Genomic DNA, 22,602 nt, shown 5'->3' with positions numbered 1-22,602 from the left:
AGGGCGCCTGTGCCGCGCGGCGCCTGCCCGGGGACAGGGCGCGCCAGTCCTGTTAAACTTCGGATGGGCGGGTCCCTTCGCATGGCCCGGCGGTGAACCTGGTCAGGTCGGGAACGAAGCAGCCACAGCCGTGCAGGGTCAGTGCCGAAGTAAGGCTCGCCTCTTTCATTTCCTCATTCTTTGCTTGCGCCCGCGCGCCTGGCCGCGGCGGGCGGCACCGGCGGCAGGCCGGCTCCATTTCTTTCCGTGCGCCCGCGTGTCCCGGCTCCCTGCCGAATCCGGTAAACTTTTCGTTTATCCTCCAGGTTTTTGGGTAGACCCTCAGGCATGACATATCTGGTACTGGCGCGCAAATGGCGTCCCCGCACGTTCGACACTCTGGTCGGCCAAGACCATGTGGTGCGCGCGCTGACGCACGCCCTGTCGACCCAGCGCCTGCACCATGCATGGCTGTTCACCGGCACGCGCGGCGTGGGCAAGACCACGCTGTCGCGCATTCTCGCCAAGTCCCTGAATTGCGAGACGGGTATTACGCCGACCCCTTGCGGCACCTGCCGGGCCTGCACCGAGATCGACGCCGGCCGCTATGTCGATTACCTGGAACTCGACGCCGCTTCCAATCGCGGCGTCGAAGAAATGACGCAGTTGCTGGAGCAGGCGGTGTACGCGCCCAGCGTGGGCCGCTTCAAGGTCTATATGATCGACGAAGTGCACATGCTGACCGGGCATGCCTTCAACGCCATGTTGAAGACCCTGGAAGAGCCGCCGCCGCACGTCAAGTTCATACTGGCCACCACCGATCCGCAGAAGATTCCGGTCACGGTGCTGTCGCGCTGCCTGCAGTTCAATCTCAAGCAGATGGCCGCCGAATCCATCGTCGCCCACTTGCAGGGCGTGCTGGAACAGGAAGGCATAGAATCCGAGACCCCGGCCCTGCGCCTGCTGGCCCAGGCCGCCGCGGGCTCGATGCGCGATGCCTTGTCGCTGACCGACCAGGCCATTGCCTACAGCGCCGGGCGCATCACCGCCGAGGCGGTGCAGGGCATGCTGGGCACTATAGACCAGCGCCATTTGCTGCGCCTGCTGCAGGCCCTGGCCGATTCCAGCGCGCGCGAGGTGCTGGGCGTGGCCGACGAACTGGCTGCGCGCGGCCTGTCGTATTCGGGCGCGCTGGCCGACCTGGCCGTGCTGCTGTCGCGCGTTGCAATCGAACAGCGCGTCGGCGCCGTGCTGCCCGACGACGACCCCCTGGCCGCCGACTTGCGCGCCCTGGCGGGGCGCCTGCATCCCGATCTGGTGCAGCTTTTCTATTCGATCGCCGTGCACAGCCGCCAGGAACTGGCGCTGGCTCCGGACGAGTACGCGGGCTTCGTCATGGCCTGCCTGCGCATGCTGGCGGTGGCGCCGCCCGCGCCTGAAGATGGCGCGCGTGCGGCGCTGCCTGCGCCCGCAGCCCAAAGCGCGGCCGCACCGGGCCAGGCCGTCATGGCCGCGGCGCCCGTATCGGCCGAGCACAGCGGTGCCGGGCCAGCCGGCTCTGCCGCGCCTGTCGAGCGCAGCAATGCCGAGCCGGCTGGCTCGGTGGACGCCGTCGGCGCCGCAGTTATGACTCAGGCAGGCCCGTCCGGCGCACCGATGCCGCACGCTGTGGGTTCGGCTCCTGCGGCCCCGGCTCCGGCTCCTGCGGCCGCGGGTTCAGCCCCGGCCTCGGCTGCGCCTGATGCCGGCGCTGTTCCGGCCGGACAAGCGGCCGCGGCCCAGTCGGTGCCGGCAATGCCCTCGGAAGATGGCCAGCGCGAGCCCGCGGTGGCGCCCCAGCCCAGCCCCGCGGTGGCTGCCATACTTGCCGCGCGTGCTGCACTTGAGCCAGGTGCCGGTGCAACAATGGCCACACCGTCTGGCAAGAGGGCTGATGGCACCGGGCATGCCGTGGCCGGCTCGGCCGGCGCTACGCCGGATCGGCCCGATGCGGCAGCCGAAGCTGGCGCCCCAACCGATCACTACGCGGATAGTGCACTCGACGGCCGCGCCTCGGGCGCCTCTGCTCAAGACACCGCCGCTCAAGACACGGCTGCTCGGGACACCGCCGCTCAAGACACTGCTATTCAAGATACCGGCTCGCAGGACAGTACGGCTTTCGACGAGCCGCCGGATTACGGCGACGATATTCCCGCCTGGGAAGACGGGCCGCTGGCCGATGCCTCGGGCTACGCCGAGATCGACGATGCCGCCTTCGACCCCGACGATGTGCCGCCCGAGCCAGTCATGGGCGGATCCGGCCCGATGTTTGCCGAGCCGGCGCCGCGCGCCGACCTGCCTCGCCTGGCCAACATGACTGCGGGGGCCTGGCCCGAGCTGGCGGCGAAGCTGCCGCTGACCGGTCTGGCCGCGGAACTGGCGCGCCAAAGCGAATGGCTCGGCTCCCAGGGCGAGCGGGTGCGGCTGCGGGTCGCCGTGCGCTCCCTGGCCGAAAGCCCGGGTAAATCACGCCTGCGCACGGTCTTGTCCGAGCATTTTGGTACCGTGGTCGAACTCGACGTGGAATACGGCCGAACCGGCGAGGACACCGCGCATGCGGTAGAGCAGGCGCGCCGCGCCGCACGCCAGAAAGAAGCCGAGCAGGCGGTGCAGGCTGACCCGCTGGTGCGCGAGCTGATCGACGATTTCGGGGCGACGGTGGTGGCCGGATCCATCCGGGCCGAGGCTTCCGAACCTAAGGCAGCCTGAAATGAAACCTCATCGCTCCAATCGGCCAGCGTTTCTCGCGCCGCGGGCGGTGCAATGCACCACGAAAATTTGAAGCAAGTACACGCAAAAGGGGATTCCCCCTTTTGATGCGGGCGGATCCCGAGGCTTCCCGCCCATGTTGCGGTTTTTATTTATTCAGACAGGATAGTTCATCATGATGAAAGGCCAGATTGCCGGATTGATGCGGCAAGCCCAGCAAATGCAGGAAAACATGAAGAAGGCCCAGGAAGCGCTGGCCGATATCGTGGTCGAAGGCGCCTCGGGCGGCGGCCTGGTCAAGGTCTCCATGACCTGCCGCCACGACGTACGGCGCGTCGCGATCGACCCCAGCCTGCTGGCCGATGACAAGGACATGCTCGAGGATCTGGTGGCCGCGGCCTTCAATGATGCGCTGCGCAAGGCCGAGGCCGCATCGCAGGAAAAAATGGCTGCGGTCACGGCCGGCATGCCCCTGCCTCCGGGAATGAAACTGCCGTTCTGATGGACGAGCTGCTGCCCGAGCCCGAGCCTCTCAGGGCTTTGATCGAAGCCTTGCGCCACCTGCCGGGCGTGGGTGCGCGCTCGGCACGGCGCATGGCCTATCACCTGCTGCAGCACGACCCGGCCGGCGCCGACCTGCTCAGCCGGGCTCTGGCCGGCGCGGTGCATGGCCTACGCCACTGCGCCCGCTGCAATGGCTTCACCGAGGACGAGGTCTGCGCAACCTGCCGCAACCCCAAGCGCGACGAGGCCGTGCTGTGCGTGGTGGAAACCCCGGCCGATCAGAACATGATCGAGTCCAGCCACGGCTATCGCGGCCTGTACTACGTGCTGATGGGTCGCCTGGCGCCGCTGGAAGGCGTGGGGCCGGGCGACCTGCAGTTCGACCGCCTGCTGGCGCGCGCCTGCGACGGCGTGGTGCGCGAGGTAATCCTGGCCACCAATTTCACCGCCGAGGGCGAGACTACGGCGCATTATTTGTCCGAGCTGCTGCGAGCCCGCGGGCTCGCGGTGACGCGCCTGGCGCGCGGCGTGCCCGCCGGCAGCGAACTCGAGTACGTCGACGCCGGCACCATCGCCTGGGCGCTGATGGAGCGGCGCAGCACCTGAACCGCGGCTGCGATGAACGCAAGCTGAACGTGGCGCGCCGGCCTGGATGGCGGTAAGGCCGGCGTTCGCGCCATGCGCAGCGACAGCCCTGTTTTTGTCGCCGACATAGTGCAATACCTGATAAGCCGGGGCCTGGTTCTCGGGTATTATCGGGAAGCTTTTACAGGCCGCAGCGGCTGGGCATTCCCGGCCGCTGTGGCCTGAGATATCTAGACCAGACGCTCACTCGCGTCCCCAACAAGCAGATAACCGACTCAGGAGGTCGAGTATGTCTTTATCCCGTCGTGAACTGATCAAGCTTGCCGGCATGGCTGGCGCCGCAACGGTGTTCCCCCGCCTGGCCAGCGCCAAGGGTATCGAGAAGAAAGATGTCAAGATCGCGGTGGGCGGCCAGGCGCTCATTTACTATCTGCCCCTGACCATCGCGCAGCGCCGCGGCTTCTTCAAGGACGAAGGGCTCGATGCCCAGGTCATCGACTTCGCCGGCGGTTCCAAGGCCCTGCAGGCCGTGGTGGGCGGCAGCGCCGACGTGGTCTCGGGCGCCTTCGAGCACACCATCATGCTGCAGTCCAAGGGCCAGTTCTACCGCACCTTCGCGCAGCAGGGCCAGGCGCCCATGATGGTATTGGGCGTGTCCACCAAGACCATGGCCGGCTACAAGAGCCCCGCCGATCTGAAAGGCAAGAAAGTCGGCGTGACCGCTCCCGGTTCGTCCACCAACATGATGGTCAGCTTCTTCCTGACCAAGCACGGCCTGAAACCCACCGATGTCTCCATCATCGGCGTGGGCGCCGGCGCCGGCGCCATTACCGCCTTGCGCACCGGCCAGATCGACGCCATGTGCAATGTGGATCCGGTCATCAGCACCCTGGTGCATGCCAAGGAACTGCGCATCATTTCCGACACCCGCACGCTCAAGGACACCCACGAGGTGTTCGGCGGCAATATGCCATCGGGCTGCCTGTACGCCGCGCAATCTTTCCTCGACAAGAACCCGAACACCGCTCAGGCTCTGGCCAACGCCATCGTGCGCGCCGACAAATGGATCCACGCGGCATCGCTGGACGACATCGCCAAGACGGTTCCCCAGTCTTACCTGCTGGGCGATGCGGAGCTGTACAAGCTGGCCCTGAAGGGCAATATGGAAGCTATCTCGCCCGACGGCATGGTGGCGAAAGACGGCCCCGAAACCGCCCTCAAGGCGCAGGCGGCCTACATTCCAAACTTCCCGGTAAGCAAGATCGACATCTCCAAGATCTGGACCAACCAGTTCGCGATCAAGGCCAACAAGAAATACCCCCATGCCTGAAGCCGCGCTGTTACTGGAAGATATCACGTGCCGCTTCGCGGCGCGTGACGGCGGCCAGGGCTATACGGCGGTGCGCGATGCGACCCTGTCCATCGCGCCCGGCGAGTTTGTCTCGGTGGTGGGCCCCACGGGCTGCGGCAAGTCGACGCTGCTGAACGTGGGCGCGGGGCTGCTGGCTCCGTCCTCGGGCCAGGTCAAGGTGTTCGGCCAGGCATTGCAGGGCATTAACGAGCGGGCCGGCTACATGTTTCAGGGCGAGGCGCTCATGCCATGGCGCAATGCGCTGGACAACGTGGTGGCTGGCCTGGAATTCGCCCACGTGCCGCGCGCCGAGGCCCGCGAGCAGGGGCTGCATTGGCTCAAGCGCGTGGGGCTGGGCGGCTTCGAGTCGCGCTATCCGCACCAGATGTCGGGCGGCATGCGCAAGCGCGCCATGCTGGCGCAGACGCTGATACGCGATCCCGACATCATCCTCATGGACGAGCCCTTTTCGGCGCTCGACATCCAGACGCGCCAGCTCATGGAAAACGAGGTTCTCGACCTCTGGATGGCCAAGCGCAAGGCGGTGCTGTTCATCACTCACGACCTTGACGAAGCCATCGCCATGAGCGACCGCGTGGTGGTGCTGTCGGCGGGCCCGGCCACCCATCCGATCGGCCAGTTCGAGATCGACATCGCGCGTCCGCGAGACGTGGCCGAAGTGCGCACGCATCCGCGGTTCGTCGAACTGCACCAGGCGATCTGGGACGTGCTGCGCGAAGAAGTCTTGAAGGGCTATGCCCAACAGAAGCGGGCGTAAATAACATGTCCAAATCCTCAATGCTTACACCGCGCATGCTGCGCTTCTGGCAGGTCTTGCTGCTGCTGCTGATTCTGGTGGGCTGGTATCTGGCGTCGCGCAACGTCAATTTCGCGTTCTTCTTCGGCCAGCCGGTCGAGGTGGCCAAGGTGATCTGGGCCTGGTTCATCGGCAACGGCGACATCTATCCGCATCTCTGGGTGACGCTCATCGAGACCGTACTGGCCTTCGTGATCGGTACCGTCACGGGCCTGGCCATGGGGCTGTGGCTAGGGCTGTCGCGTTCGGCCAGCGCGCTGCTCGACCCGTACATCACCGCGGCCAACTCCATGCCCCGGGTGATCCTGGCACCAATCTTCGGCATGTGGTTCGGGCTGGGCATCTGGTCCAAGGTGGCGCTGGCGGTTACGCTGGTGTTCTTCATCGTGTTCTTCAACGTCTACCAGGGCGTGCGCGAAGTCAGCACCACGCTGCTGGACAACGCCCGCATGCTGGGCGCCAGCCAGCGCCAGCTGCTGCGCCACGTCTACATCCCCTCGGCGACCAGCTGGGTGTTCTCCAGCCTGCATACCTCGGTGGGCCTGGCCTTCGTGGGCGCGGTAGTGGGCGAATACCTGGGTTCGGCCAGCGGCGTCGGCTACCTGATCCTGCAGGCCGAAGGCACGCTGGATGTCAACACCGTATTCGCCGGCATCGTGGTGCTGACGATATTCGCACTGCTGCTCGACGGCCTGGTGGCCCTGATCGAGCGCCGCCTGCTGGTCTGGAAGCCCAGGGCGGGGGAAACCGAGAAGATCTGACCTGGCCGCGGGTCTATAGGCCGCGTGCCGGGCCGGCACGCTCTCTTCCTGAAACGAGACTGGCGCCTCGCGGGGCGCCAGTCTCCGGAATGCTGACAAACCCTCCCGTAAAACGGAGGGTTTGTTCATAATTGTGAGGCGGCCTGCCGATTATTGCCGGCGCGGCTTCAGGCCGGCCGTCGCGCTGCATCGATCAGCGCTTCCAGCTTGATGGCGTCGGCGACGAACACGCGTATGCCTTCGGCCAGCTTCTCGGTGGCCATGGCGTCCTGGTTGAGCAGGCTGCGGAAGGAAATTTCGTCGCAGGGCAGGGTGTCGCCGGCGGCCTGTGCGGCGTGGGCCGGATCCAGGCGCCGCTCGATCGGGGCGTCGGCGGCGGCCAGCTCGCCCAGCAGTTCGGGGCTGATGGTCAGCAGGTCGCAGCCGGCCAGCGCCAAGATCTGGCTCTTGTTGCGAAAGCTGGCGCCCATGATCTCGGTCTGGATGCCGCGCGCCTTGTAGTAATTGTAGATACGCGCCACCGACTGCACGCCCGGGTCTTGCGCGCCGGCATGGGCGGCCTCGTCCCATTGCGCGCCGGCCGCCTTCTTGTACCAGTCGTAGATGCGGCCCACGAAGGGCGAAATAAGCTGTACGCCGGCGTCGGCGCAGGCCACGGCCTGCGGCAGCGAAAACAACAGGGTCAGATTGCAGCGTATGCCTTCGCGCTGCAGCACGCGCGCGGCCTGTATGCCTTCCCAGGTAGAGGCGATCTTTATCAGTATGCGTTCGCGGTCGATGCCCGCATGGCGGTAGCGCGCCACCAGGCGCCGCGCGCGCTCGATGGTGGCCTGGGTATCGAAGCTCAGGCGGGCGTCGACTTCGGTGGATACGCGGCCGGGCACGATGCCGAGGATTTCCAGGCCGAAGGCCACCAGCAGGCGTTCGGCCAGCTCGGCCGTGGCGGCGCCGGGGTGCCCGGCCAGCAGCTTGTCCAGCAGCGGACGGTAGGCGGGCTTCTGGACGGCCTTCAGTATCAGGGACGGGTTGGTCGTGGCATCGGTGGGGCGGTGCGCGCGCATGGCCTCGAAGTCGCCGGTGTCGGCGACGACCGTGGTGTACTGGCGCAAGGCGTCGAGCTGGCTGGGCATGGGGCGGGCGGAAGGCGTAGTTGAGGAACCGCCATTATGGCAGCGAACCGCGGAGCGGGCTGCGTCCAGCCGGCCGCCGCGAACTATTTCCATGTTTGCTGCCGCATGGGCAGCAGATAAATACAACCGTGCCCACCCGGGCCGACCCCGGCGTGATCGTTTGCTGCCGCATGGGCAGCGGCACTTTTCACCGTCGGCCGCGGGCCGCTTCGCGGCTCGGGGTTATCGTTCGGCCAGGGGGCCTGCCAGGCCGGCGTCGGCTCTCAAGGTATAATCCCAAGGTTTACTTTCTGAAATCGAAACCGGGGTTTATCTTGCTGCCGTCACTTTTCCCAGAGAGGGCCGAGGGGCTTTCTCCTGCAATTCTAGCGTTGGCGGACGGTACCATCTTCAAGGGTGTCTCTATCGGCGCCGATGGCTATTCCGTCGCCGAGGTTGTCTTCAATACCGCCATGACGGGTTACCAGGAAATCCTGACCGACCCGAGCTACAACGGCCAGATCGTTACCCTGACCTATCCTCACATCGGCAACACCGGCATCAACGTCGAAGACGTCGAATCGGCGCGCGTACACGCCGCCGGCCTGGTGGTGCGCGACTGTTCCCTGCGCGTGTCGAACTTCCGCTCCACCCAGACACTGTCCGAATACCTGAAAGCGCAGGGCGTGGTGGGTATAGCCGGCGTCGATACGCGCAAGCTCACCCGCATACTGCGTGACGGCGGCGCCCAGGGCGCCTGCATTCTGGCCGGCTCCGAAGACGCGCAGCGCGCCGTCGAACTGGCGCGCGGCTTTCCGGGCATGTCCGGCCAGGATCTGGCCAAGGTGGTATCCATCACCAGCCCTCAGGAATGGCAGCAGGGCACCTGGACGCTCGGCCAGGGCTACTCGCAGCAGCAGGGCGGCAAGTACCACGTGGTGGCCTACGATTTCGGCGTCAAGTTCAATATATTGCGGCTGCTGGCCGAGCGCGGCTGCCGCGTTACCGTGGTGCCGGCGCAGACGCCCGTGACCGAGGTGCTGGCCCTCAAGCCCGACGGCATCTTCCTGTCGAACGGGCCGGGCGACCCCGAACCCTGCGACTACGCAGTGGAAACGGCGCGGGTCGCCATGGATCGCAAGGTGCCGCTGTTCGGCATCTGCCTGGGCCAGCAGATCATGGGCCTGGCCTTGGGCGGGCGTACCGTCAAGATGAAGGCCGGCCACCACGGCGCCAATCACCCGGTGCAAGACCTGGCCAGCAAGCGTGTGTTCATCACCAGCCAGAACCACGGTTTCGCGGTCGACGCCGCGACGCTGCCGGCCAATGCCCGGGCCACTCATGTGTCGCTGTTCGACGGCACGCTGCAAGGGTTCGAGCTTAGCGACGCTCCGGCCTTCTGTTTCCAGGGCCACCCCGAGGCCAGCCCGGGCCCGCACGACATCCTGGAGTTGTTCGACAAGTTCATCAGCCTTATGGCCGGCCAGCACTGAAATTTCCGCATCATGCCCAAGCGTACAGACATAAAAAGCATACTCATCATCGGCGCAGGGCCGATCATCATCGGCCAGGCCTGCGAATTCGATTACTCCGGGGCCCAGGCCTGCAAGGCCCTGAAGGCCGAAGGCTTCCGCACCATTCTGGTCAACAGCAATCCGGCCACCATCATGACCGACCCGGAGACGGCCGATGTCACCTACATCGAGCCCATCACATGGAAGGCGCTGGAAAAGATCATCGAGCGCGAACGTCCCGACGCGCTGCTGCCCACCATGGGCGGCCAGACCGCGCTGAATTGCGCGCTCGACCTGGCGCACCACGGCGTGCTGGAAAAGTACGGCGTCGAGCTCATCGGCGCCAATGAGCACGCCATCGAGAAGGCCGAAGACCGCCAGAAATTCAAGCTGGCCATGACCGAGATCGGCCTGGAATCGGCCAAGTCCGGCGTGGCGCACACCATGGACGAGGCCTGGGAGGTGCAGCGGCGCATTGCCGAGCAGATCTCGGGTGCCGGGTTTCCGGTGGTGATACGCCCCAGCTTCACGCTCGGCGGCACGGGCGGCGGCATCGCCTACAACCCCGAAGAATTCGAGGCCATCTGCCGCCGCGGCCTGGACGCCTCGCCTACCAACGAGCTGCTGATCGAAGAGTCGCTGCTGGGCTGGAAAGAATTCGAAATGGAAGTGGTGCGCGACCGGGCCGACAACTGCATTATCGTCTGCTCGATCGAGAACCTCGACCCCATGGGCGTGCACACCGGCGACTCGATCACGGTGGCGCCGGCGCAGACGCTGACCGACAAGGAATACCAGATCATGCGCGACGCCTCGATCGCGGTGCTGCGCGAGATCGGCGTCGACACGGGCGGTTCGAACGTGCAGTTCGCGGTCAATCCGCAGAACGGGCGCATGATCGTCATCGAAATGAACCCGCGCGTGTCGCGCTCCTCGGCCCTGGCCTCCAAGGCCACCGGCTTTCCCATCGCCAAGGTGGCGGCCAAGCTGGCCGTGGGCTACACGCTGGACGAGCTGCGCAACGAAATCACCGGCGGGGCCACCCCGACCTCGTTCGAGCCCACCATCGACTACGTGGTCACCAAGGTGCCGCGTTTCGCCTTCGAGAAATTCCCGCAGGCCGACTCGCGCCTGACCACGCAAATGAAGTCGGTGGGCGAAGTCATGGCCATCGGCCGCACCTTCCAGGAATCCTTCCAGAAAGCGTTGCGCGGCCTGGAAGTCGGCGTCGACGGCCTGAACCAGAAGACTACCGACCGCGAGAAGCTGCAGGTGGAACTGGGCGAACCCGGCCCCGAGCGCATCTGGTACGTGGGCGATGCCTTCGCACAGGGCTTCAGCCTTGAAGAAGTGCACGCGCTGACGCGCATCGATCCGTGGTTCCTGGCGCAGATCAAGGAAATCGTCGACATCGAACTGGCCCTGGAACAGAAGACGCTGGCCGACCTCGACCGCGACACGGTCTGGCAGCTCAAGCGCCGCGGCTTTTCCGACCGGCGCCTGGCCTTCCTGCTGGATACTTCCGAGGCCGAGGTGCGCAAGCTGCGCCACCAGCTCGACGTGCGCCCCGTCTACAAGCGGGTCGACACCTGCGCCGCGGAATTCCCCACGCGCACGGCCTATATGTATTCCACCTATGAAGAGGAATGCGAGGCCGCGCCCACCGACCGCAAGAAGATCATCGTGCTGGGCGGCGGGCCGAACCGCATCGGCCAGGGCATCGAATTCGACTACTGCTGCGTGCACGCGGCGCTGGCCCTGCGCGAAGACGGTTTCGAGACCATTATGGTCAATTGCAACCCCGAAACCGTATCCACCGACTACGACACTTCCGACCGCCTGTACTTCGAGCCGCTGACGCTGGAAGACGTGCTCGAGATCGTGCACAAGGAAAAGCCGGTGGGCATGATCGTGCAGTACGGTGGCCAGACGCCGCTGAAGCTGGCGCGCGCCCTCGAGGCCAATGGCGTGCCCATCATCGGCACCAGCCCCGAATCCATCGACGTCGCCGAAGACCGCGAACGCTTCCAGAAGCTGCTGAACAAACTGGGCCTGCGCCAGCCCTTGAACCGCACTGCGCGCACCGAGGGCGAGGCCCTGGCGCACGCGGCCGAGATCGGCTACCCGCTGGTGGTGCGCCCCAGCTACGTGCTGGGCGGGCGCGCCATGGAAATCGTGCACGAGCAGCAAGACCTCGAGCGCTACATGCGCGAGGCGGTCAAGGTCAGCAACGATTCGCCGGTGCTGCTCGACCGCTTCCTGAACAACGCCACCGAGGTCGACGTGGACTGCCTGGCCGACGACGCGCAGGTCTTCATCGGCGGCGTCATGGAACACATCGAGCAGGCCGGCGTGCATTCCGGCGACTCGGCCTGCAGCCTGCCGCCGTATTCCCTGTCGCCCGAGATCGTGGCCGAGATCAAGCGCCAGACCGCGCTGATGGCCCGCGCCCTGCAGGTCAAGGGCCTGATGAACGTGCAGTTCGCCATCCAGGACGGCGAGGTCTACGTGCTGGAGGTCAACCCGCGCGCCTCGCGCACCGTGCCCTACGTGTCCAAGGCGACCGGCATGCAACTGGCCAAGATCGCCGCGCGCGCCATGGCCGGCCGCTCCCTGGCCGAGCAGGGCCTGGGCGCGGAAGTGCACCCGCCGTACTTCGCGGTCAAGGAAGCAGTCTTCCCCTTCGTCAAGTTCCCCGGCGTCGATACCATTCTGGGGCCCGAAATGAAGTCCACCGGCGAAGTCATGGGCGTCGGCGAAAGCTTCGGCGAGGCCTTCGTCAAGTCGCAGCTTGCCGCCGGCGTGCTGCTGCCCGAATCGGGCGTGGCCTTCATCAGCGTCAAGCCGCAAGACAAGCCGCGTGCGGTCAAAGTGGCGCGCGGCCTGGTGGAAATGGGCTTCAAGGTGGTGGCTACGCGCGGCACCGCCGCGGCGATCGAGGCCGCCGGCCTGCCCGTGCAGGTGGTCAACAAGGTCACCGAGGGCCGTCCGCACATCGTCGACATGATCAAGAGCGGCGAGATCTCGCTGGTCATCAACACCGTCGAAGAGCGCCGCAACGCCATTGCCGATTCGCGCCTGATCCGCACCCATGCGCTGGCATCGCGGGTTACCTTCTTCACTACCATCGCCGGTGCCAGCGCCGCCGTCGAAGGCATGCAGTACCTGCTGCAGGGCGGTGGCCTGAAGGTCTATCCGCTGCAGGAACTGCACGCCTCGCTGCGGCGGGCGCACTAGCCGGCCGGCCCGTCGGAATGGCAGGCGCCGGCTCGTTCCTGTGTTCCTATGGCCCGGCCTTGCGGCGGGCCGGGCCAGGGCGCTGAACATGGGCGCTGCCGCTGAAGCCTTTGCCGCCGAGGCGGCCGGGCGCGGCCCGTCTGCCGGCCGCGTCTTCATCACGGGCGCCAGCAGCGGCATCGGCGCCGCGCTGGCCGCCGTGTATGCGCGCCGCGGCGCGGAACTCGGCCTGCTGGGCCGCAGGCAGCAAGCGCTGCAGGCCCTGGCGCAGTCGCTGCCGGGGCGCCACCGCGTCTATGCCGTCGACGTGCGCGAGCGCGCCGCGCTGCATGCCGCCGCCGCCGATTTTCTTGCGGGCGGGCCGGTCGACGTGGTCATCGCCAGCGCCGGCATCAGCGTCGGCACCCTGACCGAAGAGCCCGAAGACTACTCGGTCTTCGAAGCCATCATCGCCACCAATTTGAACGCCACCGTGGCGACTTTCGAGCCCTTCGTTGCGGCCATGAAGGCGCGCGGCTCCGGCCGCCTGGTGGGCATCGCCAGCGTGGCGGCGGTGCGCGGCCTGCCGGGCGCCGGTGCGTATTGCGCCTCGAAGGCGGCGGTGCGCAATTACTGCGAAAGCCTGCGGGTGGAGCTGCACGGCAGCGGCGTGGGCGTCGTGACCCTGGCGCCGGGCTTCATCCGCACGCCCATGACTGCGCACAATCCCTACAAGATGCCCTTCCTCATGCCGGCCGAGCGCTTCGCCGAGCTGGCCGTGCGCGCCATAGACCGCAAGGTTTCGTACATTGTGCTGCCCTGGCAGATGGCCTGGGTGGCGCGCCTGCTGCGCCTGGTGCCCGACCGCCTGTACGATCATTACGCCGCGCAGCGCGGGCGCAAGCCGCGGCAATCGTAGGCCCGGCCCCGCAAAGCCCTTGCCCGCGTCCCCGGGCGAAACGTACACTTGCGCCTGCGCCCGGTTTTCCGGGCGCCAGACATCAACAAGAACAGGACAACACATGTCGAACAGCTATTTTTCCGGCTGGCGCCGGGTGCAGGGCGGGGGAACGGGGCTGGTGGTTCAGCCCGACGAGTGCCTGTCGTGGCCGCAGAACATCGCCATGGGGGCGCAGCACGTGGTGGCCATGTTCGGCTCCACCATCCTGGCGCCGCTGCTGATGGGCTTCGACACCAATGTCGCCATCCTGATGTCGGGCATCGGCACCCTGATCTTCTTCCTGTTCGTAGGCGGACGCGTGCCCAGCTACCTGGGTTCCAGCTTCGCCTTCATCGGCGGGGTGATCGCCGTCACCGGCTACACGGGGGCGGGGCACAACGCCAATATTCCCGTGGCGCTGGGCGCCATCATCGTTTGCGGGGCCGTCTACGCCGTGATCGGCGGCGTGGTCTGGTGGGTCAATTCGCGCGCGGGCGATGCCGCCGGCTGGATCGATGCCTGGATGCCGCCGGTGGTCACCGGCTCCATCGTCGCCGTGATCGGCCTGAACCTCGCGCCGATTGCCGCCAAGGGCGCGATGGGCGGCAGCACCTTCGATGCCGTGATGGCGCTGGTAACCGTGCTGTGCGTGGGCGGTGTCGCGGTCTATACGCGCGGCACGGCGCAGCGCCTGCTGATTCTGATCGGCCTGCTGCTGGCCTGCGTGCTGTACGCGGTGTGCGCCAACGGGCTGGGGCTGGGCCGGCCCATGGATTTCGCCGCGGTCGCCGCCGCCCCATGGCTGGGGCTGCCGCGCTTCGAGGCGCCGGTGTTCAGCGGCCACGCCATCGGCCTGATCGCGCCCGTGGCGGTGATACTGGTGGCCGAGAACCTGGGCCACATCAAGGCGGTCAGCGCCATGACCGGCCGCAACCTCGACGTCTACCTGGGACGGGCCTTCCTGGGCGACGCGGTGGCGACCATGATCTCGGGCTCGGTCGGGGGCACCGGGGTCACCACTTATGCCGAGAACATCGGCGTCATGACGGTCACGCGCATTTATTCCACCCTGGTGTTCGTGATCGCCGGCCTGATCGCCATATTGCTGGGCTTCTCGCCGAAGTTCGGCGCGCTGATCCAGACCATACCCGCGCCGGTGCTGGGCGGCATGTCGGTGGTGGTGTTCGGCCTGATCGCCGTGGCCGGCGCCCGCATCTGGGTGGTCAATCAGGTGGATTTCGGCGAGAACCGCAATCTGATCGTGGCCGCCGTCACCCTGATCCTGGGCGCGGGCAATTTCTCGCTGCAGTTCGGCGCCTTCAAGCTCGACGGTATTGGCACGGCCACTTTCGGATCCATCATTCTGTACGCGCTGCTGGGCCTGGGACGCCGCGTAGCGCGCGCGGCCTCCTGATCCGGGCATGGCGATTCGGCCCGGCGGCCTGTCGGGAAGGCTGCGCGGCCCGGACTGACGTGCCGCGCTCGATTGGCATGCCGTACCCCGACGTGGCTTGGCCCGGCCCGGCCCGGCCCGGCTCGGCCCGAGGCGTCGGCCGGCGAGACGGCAACGGGGTTCCGCCAGTGTCTCGCCAGTGCCTGAATAGTGGCCCAGCGACAAAAAATTTGTTTTTTTTCAAAAACTTAAATATAATAAGGGAAAACCCTAATCATCCCTGTTGCGGCTTGCAATTTGCTTGAACTTTGCCGACAATAGGCTCAAACCCCGGGTCTGACCGAGCCGGGGATTTATTTTGAACGAAAGAAAACTAGTCGCCATACCCGGCGGCCTGTTCGCTTCAGGCTCATAAGCCGGGCAAACAGGCGCCAGGCCAAGTCCAAGCCTTCGTTCACATACCGAAACGGGCCGCGCATGCCGCTGCCCATCTCATGCAGCTCACCAGGCGCTTCTGTGGGAAGCGTCTTTTTACTTTTGAATCAGGAATGCTATGTCTGCGATCCCCTTGACCGCACGCGGCGCCGAGCGTTTGCAAGCCGAACTACATCGTTTGAAAACCGTCGAGCGCCCCGAGGTCATCAATGCTATAGCCGAGGCCCGCGCCCAGGGCGATCTGTCCGAAAACGCCGAGTACGATGCCGCTCGCGAGCGCCAGGCTTTCATCGAGGGCCGTATCCTCGAACTCGAAGGCACGCTGTCCAATGCCCAGATCATCGATCCCAAGGCACTGGACACCGAGGGCAGGGCGGTTTTCGGCGCTACGGTCGAAATCGAAGATCTCGAGTCGGGCGAGCGCGTCACCTACCAGATCGTGGGCGATGTCGAGGCCGACATCCGCTCCAACCAGATCTCGGTGTCCAGCCCTGTGGCTCGCGCGCTCATCGGCAAGGCGGAAGGCGATGTCGTCGAAGTCCAGGCGCCCGCCGGTGTGCGCGAGTACGAAGTGCTGGGGGTCAGCTATATCTGAATCCCGATCCACGGCTGCACGGCCGGACGCGCGGGCGTCCGGACGCGAAGCCAGGGCCGGTGCGGGCACAAGCGTCCGTACCGGCCCTGGTCATGTGGGCGGCCGCCATAGCGCGCCGGCGGCGAAATCCGCCCTGGCGGGGCACTGTATAAAAAAACGCCTGCCGGACGGCAGGCGAGGTGTATCGGCGCAGGACGTATCAGTGCCGGACGTATCAGCGTTTGGGGCCGCTGCGGCTCAGGCCGCGGCGGGCGCCGGCGCGCAGCGACAAGGCGCTGCCGGGGCGGCGCGGAATGCCGTGCGAGGGCGCTTGCGCGGCTGCGGAAGCCCGGCGCGCCTTGGGCGGCGCCGCGGCGGTGTCGGCGCGCCCCGCCTTGCGGGCGGCGCGTTCCGCCTTTTCGGCGCTGCGCGTGCGGGTTTGCCCTGCGGCCGCCTGCTTCTTGGGCGTATGCGGCTGCGAGGGCTTGCGCTGCGCGCGTGTGGCCGGTTCGGGCGCGGCCTGGGCCGGCACGGCCTGCGCCCCGGGTTCGGGCCGGTACAGGATCAGGGTCTTGCCCAGGTGATGCACGGGCGCACAGGACAGCGCGTCGCAGATCGCCTCGAGCATGGCGTCGCGCGCCTCGCGGTCTTCGCCGCCGGCGCGTATCTTGATGAGCTGATGCGCCGTCAGGCTGCGGTCGATTTCTTTCAGAACCGAGTCCGACAGGCCGCGGTCGCCGATCAGAACCACCGGCCGCAAGGGGTGGGCAGCCGCGCGCAAGGCGCTGCGCTCCCGGGATGTGATGTCGAGTTTTGCCATATATAGAGATTGTACGGGAATGGCCAAGAAAAAATTCTCGAAAGAGTGGGTGCAGCAGCATATCAACGACCCATACGTCAAATTGGCGCAACAGAAGGGCTACCGGGCGCGGGCGGCTTTCAAGCTGATCGAGATCCTCGATACGGAAAAGCTCATGCGCCGCGGCGATGTGGTGGTGGATCTGGGCGCTGCGCCGGGCAGCTGGTCGCAGGTGGCGCGTGAACGCCTGGTCGGGCCGGGCGGGCAGTTGGACGGGCGCATCGTCGCCCTGGATCTGCTGCCCATGGAACCCATTGCCGGGGTCGAGTTCATCCAGGGCGACTTCCGTGAGGACGAAGTGCTGGCCGAATTGCAGCGGCGCCTGGGCGGCCAGCAGGTCGACCTTGTGATTTCCGACATGGCCCCCAACTTGTCCGGTGTGAGCTCGGCGGATTCCGCGCGCATCCAGCACGTTTGCGAACTGGCGCTGGAATTTGCCTGCCAGCACCTCGATCCACAGGGCGCGCTGGTGGTCAAGGCGTTCCACGGCAGCGGGTTTTCACAAGTGGTAGAGGCTTTCAAGCAGCATTTCCAACGGGTGGTCGAGCGCAAGCCCAAAGCATCGCGCGACAAGTCGGCGGAAACCTTTCTGGTGGGGCAGCGGCTCAAGCCCGGTGCGGCGAACAAGATTTTGTCTATCGGGTTAGAATGAGTCATTGATCATGGGCAAAAGTGTCCGCTGCGCGCCAGGGGCCGCGGTGGCGCTCGTGGCGCGGTGCCGGGCCGCCGTCCCCGTCCGGTGCGGCTGCGTGCCGCTTGCCCGTTGCCGCAGGGGCGCAGAGCGCCCGGCGGGTCGCAGTTATATGTAGGAGGTTGGCTTTGAACAACTCATTTTCCAAGGTCGCGATCTGGATGGTGATCGCCCTGGTGCTGTTTACGGTCTTCAAGCAGTTCGACGGCCACCCCACCACGGCCGACACGGTCACGTACACCCAGTTCATGACCGACGCCAAGGATGGCCGCATCAGCAAGGTCGACATCCAGGGCGATACCATATACGTCACGCCCGATGCCGGCAGGCCCTACAGTCTGACCTCGCCGGGCGACCTCTGGATGGTGCCCGAACTGGTCAAGTACGGCGTGCAGGTCTCGGGCAAGGCGCGCGAAGAGCCTTCCTTCCTGACCAGCCTGTTCATCTCCTGGTTCCCGATGCTGCTGCTGATCGGCGTCTGGATCTTCTTCATGCGCCAGATGCAGGGCGGCGGCAAGGGCGGCGCGTTCAGCTTCGGTAAATCGCGCGCCCGCATGCTCGACGAAAACACCAACCACATCACCTTCGCCGACGTCGCCGGCTGCGATGAGGCCAAGGAAGACGTGCAGGAACTGGTCGATTTCCTGCGCGATCCCACCAAGTTCCAGCGCCTGGGCGGCCGCATTCCGCGCGGCGTGCTCATGGTGGGCTCGCCCGGTACCGGCAAGACGCTGCTGGCCAAGGCCATTGCCGGCGAGGCCAAGGTGCCGTTCTTCAGCATCTCGGGTTCCGACTTCGTTGAAATGTTCGTCGGCGTGGGCGCGGCGCGCGTGCGCGACATGTTCGAAAACGCCAAGAAGCAGGCGCCTTGCATCATCTTCATCGATGAAATCGACGCGGTCGGCCGCCAGCGCGGCGCCGGCCTGGGCGGCGGCAACGACGAACGCGAGCAGACCTTGAACCAGATGCTGGTGGAAATGGACGGCTTCGAGTCGGGGCAGGGCGTCATCGTCATCGCCGCCACCAACCGTCCCGACGTGCTCGACCCGGCGCTGTTGCGTCCCGGCCGCTTCGACCGCCAGGTGGTGGTCAACCTGCCCGACATACGCGGGCGCGAGCAGATCCTTAAAGTGCATATGCGCAAGGTGCCGCTGGCCACCAATGTCGACGCCATGGTGCTGGCGCGCGGCACACCCGGCTTCTCGGGTGCCGACCTGGCCAACCTGGTCAACGAGGCGGCGCTGTTCGCGGCGCGCCGTAACGGGCGCACCGTCGACATGAGCGACTTCGAAAAGGCCAAAGATAAAATCATCATGGGCGCGGAGCGCCGCTCCATCGTCATGCCCGAGGAAGAGCGCAAGAACACCGCCTACCACGAGTCCGGCCACGCGCTGGTGGCGCGCATGCTGCCCAAGACCGATCCGGTGCACAAGGTCACCATCATTCCGCGCGGCCGCGCGCTGGGCGTGACGATGCAGCTGCCCGAGGGCGATCGTTACAGCATGGATAAAGAGCGCCTGCTCAACACCATCGCGGTGCTGTTCGGCGGCCGCATCGCCGAAGAAGTCTTCATGCACCAGATGACCACCGGCGCCTCGAACGACTTCGAGCGCGCCACGGCCATTGCGCGCGACATCGTCACCCGCTACGGCATGACCGATTCGCTCGGCCCCATGGTGTACGCCGAAAACGAGAACGAGGTCTTCCTGGGCCGCAGCGTCACCAAGACCACGCACGTGTCCGAGGCGACCATGCAGAAGGTTGATCACGAAATCCGCAGCATCATCGACGGACAATACGCGGTGGCGCGCAAGATCATCGAAGACAACCGCGACAAGATGGAAGCCATGGCGGCTGCCTTGCTCGAGTGGGAAACCATCGACGCCGACCAGATCCAGGACATCATGGACGGCCGGCCGCCCCGTCCGCCCAAGGTTCCGCAGGCCTCGGCCGACGCCTCCGACAGCGCCACGCCTCCCACCGGCCTGTCCTCGGCGGGCGGCAACAGCAGCGCGGCGGCCAATCCCGTATAAGGACGCGTCCTTCCAGATGGGGAACAGCTTGCTGTGCGGGCGCTTTGAGCTGCGGCTCGAGCGCCCTCTGGTCATGGGGATCGTCAACCTGACCCCCGATTCATTCTCCGACGGTTCGCTCTACCTGGAGGCGGACGCCGCCATCGCCCACGCGCGCGCGCTGGTGACCGAAGGCGCCGACATGCTCGATCTGGGCGCCGAGTCCACCCGGCCCGGCGCGCAGCCGGTGTCCGCCGAAAATGAGCTGCGGCGCCTGCTTCCCGTGCTGGAAGCGCTGCGCGACGCGGGCGTGCCGCTGTCGGTGGACACTTTCAAGCCCGAGGTCATGCGCCGCGTGCTGGATGCCGGCGCCGACATGATCAACGACATCTACGGGTTTCGCCAGCCGGGCGCCTTGCAGGCCGTGGCCGCCTCGCGCTGCGGCCTGTGCGCCATGCACATGCAGGGCGAGCCGCGCACCATGCAGCAGGCGCCGCAGTACGGCGACGTGGTGGCCGAAGTGCGCGGCTTCCTGCAGGAACGGCTCGATGCGTTGCTGGCCGCGGGCATCGAGCCCAAGCGCATCGCGCTCGACCCCGGCTTCGGCTTCGGCAAGACCGCGGCGCAGAACTATCTGCTGCTGAACCGGCTGGCCGAGCTGCGCATAGGCCAATACCCCCTGTTGCTGGGCCTGTCCCGCAAATCCATGCTCGGCCACGTGATCGGCCGCCAGCCCGCCGAACGGGTGGCCGCCAGCATTGCCGCGGCCCTGGCGGCCGTGGCCCGCGGCGCCGAGATCCTGCGCGTGCACGACGTGGCGGCCACGGTCGATGCCGTCAAAATCTGGAAAGCTGTAGAACTTGGAGTGTCATCATGAGCCAGCGCAAATATTTCGGCACCGACGGCGTGCGCGGCGAGGTCGGCGGCGCCACCATCAATGCCGAATTCGCCTTGCGCCTGGGCTATGCGGCCGGGCGCGTGCTGTCGCGGCTGAGCCCGCCGGAACGCGGCCGCCCCGCGGTGCTGATCGGCAAGGACACCCGCATATCCGGCTACATGCTGGAATCGGCCCTCGAGGCCGGCCTGTCCGCCGCCGGCATAGACGTGCTGTTGGCCGGGCCTATTCCCACGCCCGCCATCGCCTACCTGACGCGCGCCTTGCGCCTGGTTGCGGGTATCGTCATCAGCGCTTCGCACAATCCGTATCAGGACAACGGCATCAAATTTTTCTCGGCCCAGGGCATGAAGCTGCCCGACGAGATCGAAGAGCAGATCGAGGCCGCCATCAGCGAACCTTTGGGCTGTGTCGGCTCCGAGGCGCTGGGCCGGGCCCGGCGCGTGGACGACGCCGCGGGCCGCTATATCGAATTCTGCAAGAGCACGTTCCCGAATGAGCTCGACTTGTCGGGCATGAAGATCGTGGTGGATGCGGCGCACGGCGCCGCCTACAACGTCGCGCCGCACGTGTTTCGTGAGCTCGGCGCCGATGTCTACGCCATAGGCTGCCAGCCCGACGGCTTCAATATCAACGAGGGCGTGGGCGCCCTGCATCCCGAGGCCCTGGCCGCCGAGGTGCAGGCCCGCGGCGCCGACATCGGCATCGCCCTGGACGGCGACGCCGACCGCCTGCAGGTGGTCGATGGCTCGGGACGGCTGTACAACGGCGATGAGCTGCTTTACGCCATCGTGCGCGGCCGCATCGATGACGGCCAACGGGTCGAAGGCGTGGTCGGCACGCTGATGACCAATTTCGGCTTCGAGAAGCGCATGGGCGACATGGGCATAAGCTTCGAGCGCGCCAAGGTGGGCGACCGCTACGTGCTGGAGGCCATGCTCGAGCGCGGCTGGCTGTACGGCGGCGAAAGCTCGGGGCACTTGATCTGCCTGGATTGCCACACCACGGGCGACGGCATCATCGCGGCGCTGCAGGTGCTGACGGCGCTGCGGCGCAGCGGCCGCACGCTGGCCGAGCAGGTGGCCGAGCTAAAGATGTATCCGCAGAAAATGGTCAACGTGCCGCTGGCGCCGGGCATGCGCTGGCAAGATCACGCCGGGCTGGCGCGCGCGCGTGCGGCGGTCGAAGACCAACTGGCCGGCCGTGGCCGCGTGCTGATCCGCGCTTCGGGCACCGAGCCCAAGCTGCGCCTCATGGTAGAGGCCGAGGACGCGGCGCTGGCCGAGCGTGGCGTGCGGCAGCTGGTTGCGGTGGATCTGGCTAAAGCGTAAGGTAAAGCGTCGATGGCTTGTAATATCTGACGGACAAAATAGTGCATTGTTGTCGGAGTCATTCCTATGCTTGAACTTGCACGTCTACCGCAGAAAACCGCCAGCGGGGCCGCGTGGCCCAGGCCCGGCCCGGGTGGGCTGGCCATGGGCCTGGCGCGCACCGGCCAGGAACTCGAGGCGATCCAGAGGCTGCGCTACAACATCTTTACCGAAGAAATGGCGGCGGTCTTTCCCGATTCCGTCGACGGGCTGGATTGCGACCGCTACGATGCCTGGTGCGAACACCTCATGGTCAAAGAGATTGCCTCCGGAAGGGTGGTGGGAACCTACCGCATGCTGACTCCGGCCAACGCCCGCAAGGCCGGCGGCTATTATTCCGAGTCCGAATTCGACATCGGCGGCCTGGCGCGCCTGCGCGGCTCCCTGGCCGAGGTCGGGCGCTCCTGCATCCATGCCGATTATCGCAACGGCGCGGTCATCATGCTGCTGTGGTCGGGCATTACCCGCCTGATGCGCGACGTGGGGGCCCGCCATGTGCTGGGCTGCGCCAGCGTCAGCCTGCGCGACGACGGCGTGACGGCCGCCGAAGTCTGGCGCGCCGCCCGCGAACGCCTGCAGGGCGACCCGGCGCTGCGGCGCGTGACGCCGCGCTGCCGCTACCCGGTCGAACGCCTGAACAGTGCGCTGCCGGCGCGCATTCCGCCGCTCATCAAGGGCTATCTCAAGCTGGGGGCGTCCATTTGCGGCGAGCCGGCCTGGGATCCCGACTTCAACACCGCCGACTTCCCGGTGCTGCTCGACATGCGCAGCATGGACGCGCGCTACCGCCGCCATTTCGGGCTCGACGTCCGGCAGGCCGTGGCGGCCTGAGCTTGCCTACGCGGCGCA

18 protein-coding genes and 1 other RNA gene are annotated in these 22,602 nt (G+C 66.5%); 17 read left to right on the top strand and 2 right to left on the bottom strand.

Annotated features, from left to right (window positions below):
- The first annotated feature begins 66 nt into the window (after positions 1-66).
- The 7 genes from ffs to CEY11_RS11430 all read left to right on the top strand — a co-directional run bounded on the left by ffs (position 67) and on the right by CEY11_RS11430 (position 6,745).
- An RNA gene (gene ffs, locus CEY11_RS11460) (signal recognition particle sRNA small type) lies at positions 67-164 on the top strand.
- A 163-nt stretch (positions 165-327) separates the two neighbouring features.
- Positions 328-2,727 carry a DNA polymerase III subunit gamma/tau gene (gene dnaX / locus CEY11_RS11455; RefSeq protein ID WP_088603523.1) on the top strand — a complete coding sequence of 800 codons (2,400 nt, stop codon included), beginning with the start codon at positions 328-330 and terminating at the stop codon, positions 2,725-2,727.
- A gap of 175 nt (positions 2,728-2,902) precedes the next feature.
- Positions 2,903-3,229: a YbaB/EbfC family nucleoid-associated protein gene (locus CEY11_RS11450; protein ID WP_088603522.1), complete on the top strand. Its 327-nt coding sequence runs from the start codon at positions 2,903-2,905 to the stop codon at positions 3,227-3,229.
- On the top strand, positions 3,229-3,837 hold the full coding sequence (gene recR, locus CEY11_RS11445; protein WP_088603521.1) for a recombination mediator RecR: 609 nt from the start codon (positions 3,229-3,231) through the stop codon (positions 3,835-3,837). Before CEY11_RS11450 ends, recR begins: the two co-directional genes overlap by 1 nt.
- A gap of 268 nt (positions 3,838-4,105) precedes the next feature.
- Positions 4,106-5,146, top strand: a complete 1,041-nt coding sequence (locus CEY11_RS11440) for an ABC transporter substrate-binding protein (protein ID WP_088603520.1) — start codon at positions 4,106-4,108, stop codon at positions 5,144-5,146.
- Positions 5,139-5,945 carry an ABC transporter ATP-binding protein gene (locus CEY11_RS11435; protein WP_088603519.1) on the top strand — a complete coding sequence of 269 codons (807 nt, stop codon included), beginning with the start codon at positions 5,139-5,141 and terminating at the stop codon, positions 5,943-5,945. Before CEY11_RS11440 ends, CEY11_RS11435 begins: the two co-directional genes overlap by 8 nt.
- 5 nt (positions 5,946-5,950) lie before the next feature.
- Positions 5,951-6,745 (top strand): ABC transporter permease, encoded by a 795-nt coding sequence (locus CEY11_RS11430; protein ID WP_088603518.1) that lies wholly within the window; start codon positions 5,951-5,953, stop codon positions 6,743-6,745.
- 167 nt (positions 6,746-6,912) lie between these two features.
- On the opposite strand, the gene tal is transcribed toward CEY11_RS11430, so the two are convergent.
- On the bottom strand, positions 6,913-7,875 hold the full coding sequence (gene tal, locus CEY11_RS11425) for a transaldolase (RefSeq protein WP_088603517.1): 963 nt from the start codon (positions 7,873-7,875) through the stop codon (positions 6,913-6,915).
- Between the two features lie 314 nt (positions 7,876-8,189).
- Between tal and carA the strand changes: the two genes are divergently transcribed.
- The 5 genes from carA (at position 8,190) to greA (ending at position 15,947) form a co-directional block, all read left to right on the top strand.
- The gene (gene carA, locus CEY11_RS11420) at positions 8,190-9,347 is read left to right on the top strand and encodes a glutamine-hydrolyzing carbamoyl-phosphate synthase small subunit (RefSeq protein ID WP_408608114.1); all 1,158 of its coding nucleotides are present in this window, start codon (positions 8,190-8,192) and stop codon (positions 9,345-9,347) included.
- A gap of 12 nt (positions 9,348-9,359) precedes the next feature.
- On the top strand, positions 9,360-12,605 hold the full coding sequence (carB, locus tag CEY11_RS11415; RefSeq protein ID WP_088603515.1) for a carbamoyl-phosphate synthase large subunit: 3,246 nt from the start codon (positions 9,360-9,362) through the stop codon (positions 12,603-12,605).
- Positions 12,606-12,693: 88 nt separating this feature from the next.
- Complete coding sequence (locus tag CEY11_RS11410) at positions 12,694-13,503, top strand: SDR family oxidoreductase (protein WP_088603658.1); 810 nt, start codon at positions 12,694-12,696, stop codon at positions 13,501-13,503.
- Between the two features lie 103 nt (positions 13,504-13,606).
- Entirely contained in the window at positions 13,607-14,938 is a 1,332-nt protein-coding gene (locus tag CEY11_RS11405; RefSeq protein ID WP_088603514.1) for a solute carrier family 23 protein, read from the top strand.
- A gap of 532 nt (positions 14,939-15,470) precedes the next feature.
- Entirely contained in the window at positions 15,471-15,947 is a 477-nt protein-coding gene (gene greA / locus CEY11_RS11400; protein WP_088603513.1) for a transcription elongation factor GreA, read from the top strand.
- A 214-nt stretch (positions 15,948-16,161) separates the two neighbouring features.
- On the opposite strand, the gene CEY11_RS11395 is transcribed toward greA, so the two are convergent.
- Positions 16,162-16,746: a YhbY family RNA-binding protein gene (locus tag CEY11_RS11395; protein WP_088603512.1), complete on the bottom strand. Its 585-nt coding sequence runs from the start codon at positions 16,744-16,746 to the stop codon at positions 16,162-16,164.
- A gap of 19 nt (positions 16,747-16,765) precedes the next feature.
- Here CEY11_RS11395 and CEY11_RS11390 point away from each other — a divergent pair, with 19 nt between their 5' ends.
- From CEY11_RS11390 to CEY11_RS11370, 5 genes are all read left to right on the top strand, one after another.
- Positions 16,766-17,437 (top strand): RlmE family RNA methyltransferase, encoded by a 672-nt coding sequence (locus CEY11_RS11390; protein ID WP_088603511.1) that lies wholly within the window; start codon positions 16,766-16,768, stop codon positions 17,435-17,437.
- A 167-nt stretch (positions 17,438-17,604) separates the two neighbouring features.
- On the top strand, positions 17,605-19,509 hold the full coding sequence (gene ftsH / locus CEY11_RS11385; RefSeq protein WP_088603510.1) for an ATP-dependent zinc metalloprotease FtsH: 1,905 nt from the start codon (positions 17,605-17,607) through the stop codon (positions 19,507-19,509).
- A gap of 16 nt (positions 19,510-19,525) precedes the next feature.
- Positions 19,526-20,365, top strand: a complete 840-nt coding sequence (folP, locus tag CEY11_RS11380; RefSeq protein WP_088603509.1) for a dihydropteroate synthase — start codon at positions 19,526-19,528, stop codon at positions 20,363-20,365.
- Positions 20,362-21,714, top strand: a complete 1,353-nt coding sequence (gene glmM, locus CEY11_RS11375; protein ID WP_088603508.1) for a phosphoglucosamine mutase — start codon at positions 20,362-20,364, stop codon at positions 21,712-21,714. Before folP ends, glmM begins: the two co-directional genes overlap by 4 nt.
- A 66-nt stretch (positions 21,715-21,780) precedes the next feature.
- Positions 21,781-22,584, top strand: coding sequence for a GNAT family N-acetyltransferase (locus tag CEY11_RS11370; protein ID WP_088603507.1), 804 nt, complete (start codon positions 21,781-21,783; stop codon positions 22,582-22,584).
- Positions 22,585-22,602 lie beyond the last annotated feature (18 nt).

It is taken from the genome of Candidimonas nitroreducens (assembly GCF_002209565.1).
Lineage (GTDB): Bacteria > Pseudomonadota > Gammaproteobacteria > Burkholderiales > Burkholderiaceae_B > Candidimonas > Candidimonas nitroreducens.
Note: the sequence above shows the minus strand (reverse complement) of the source record. Positions and strands in the feature narration are given on the sequence as shown.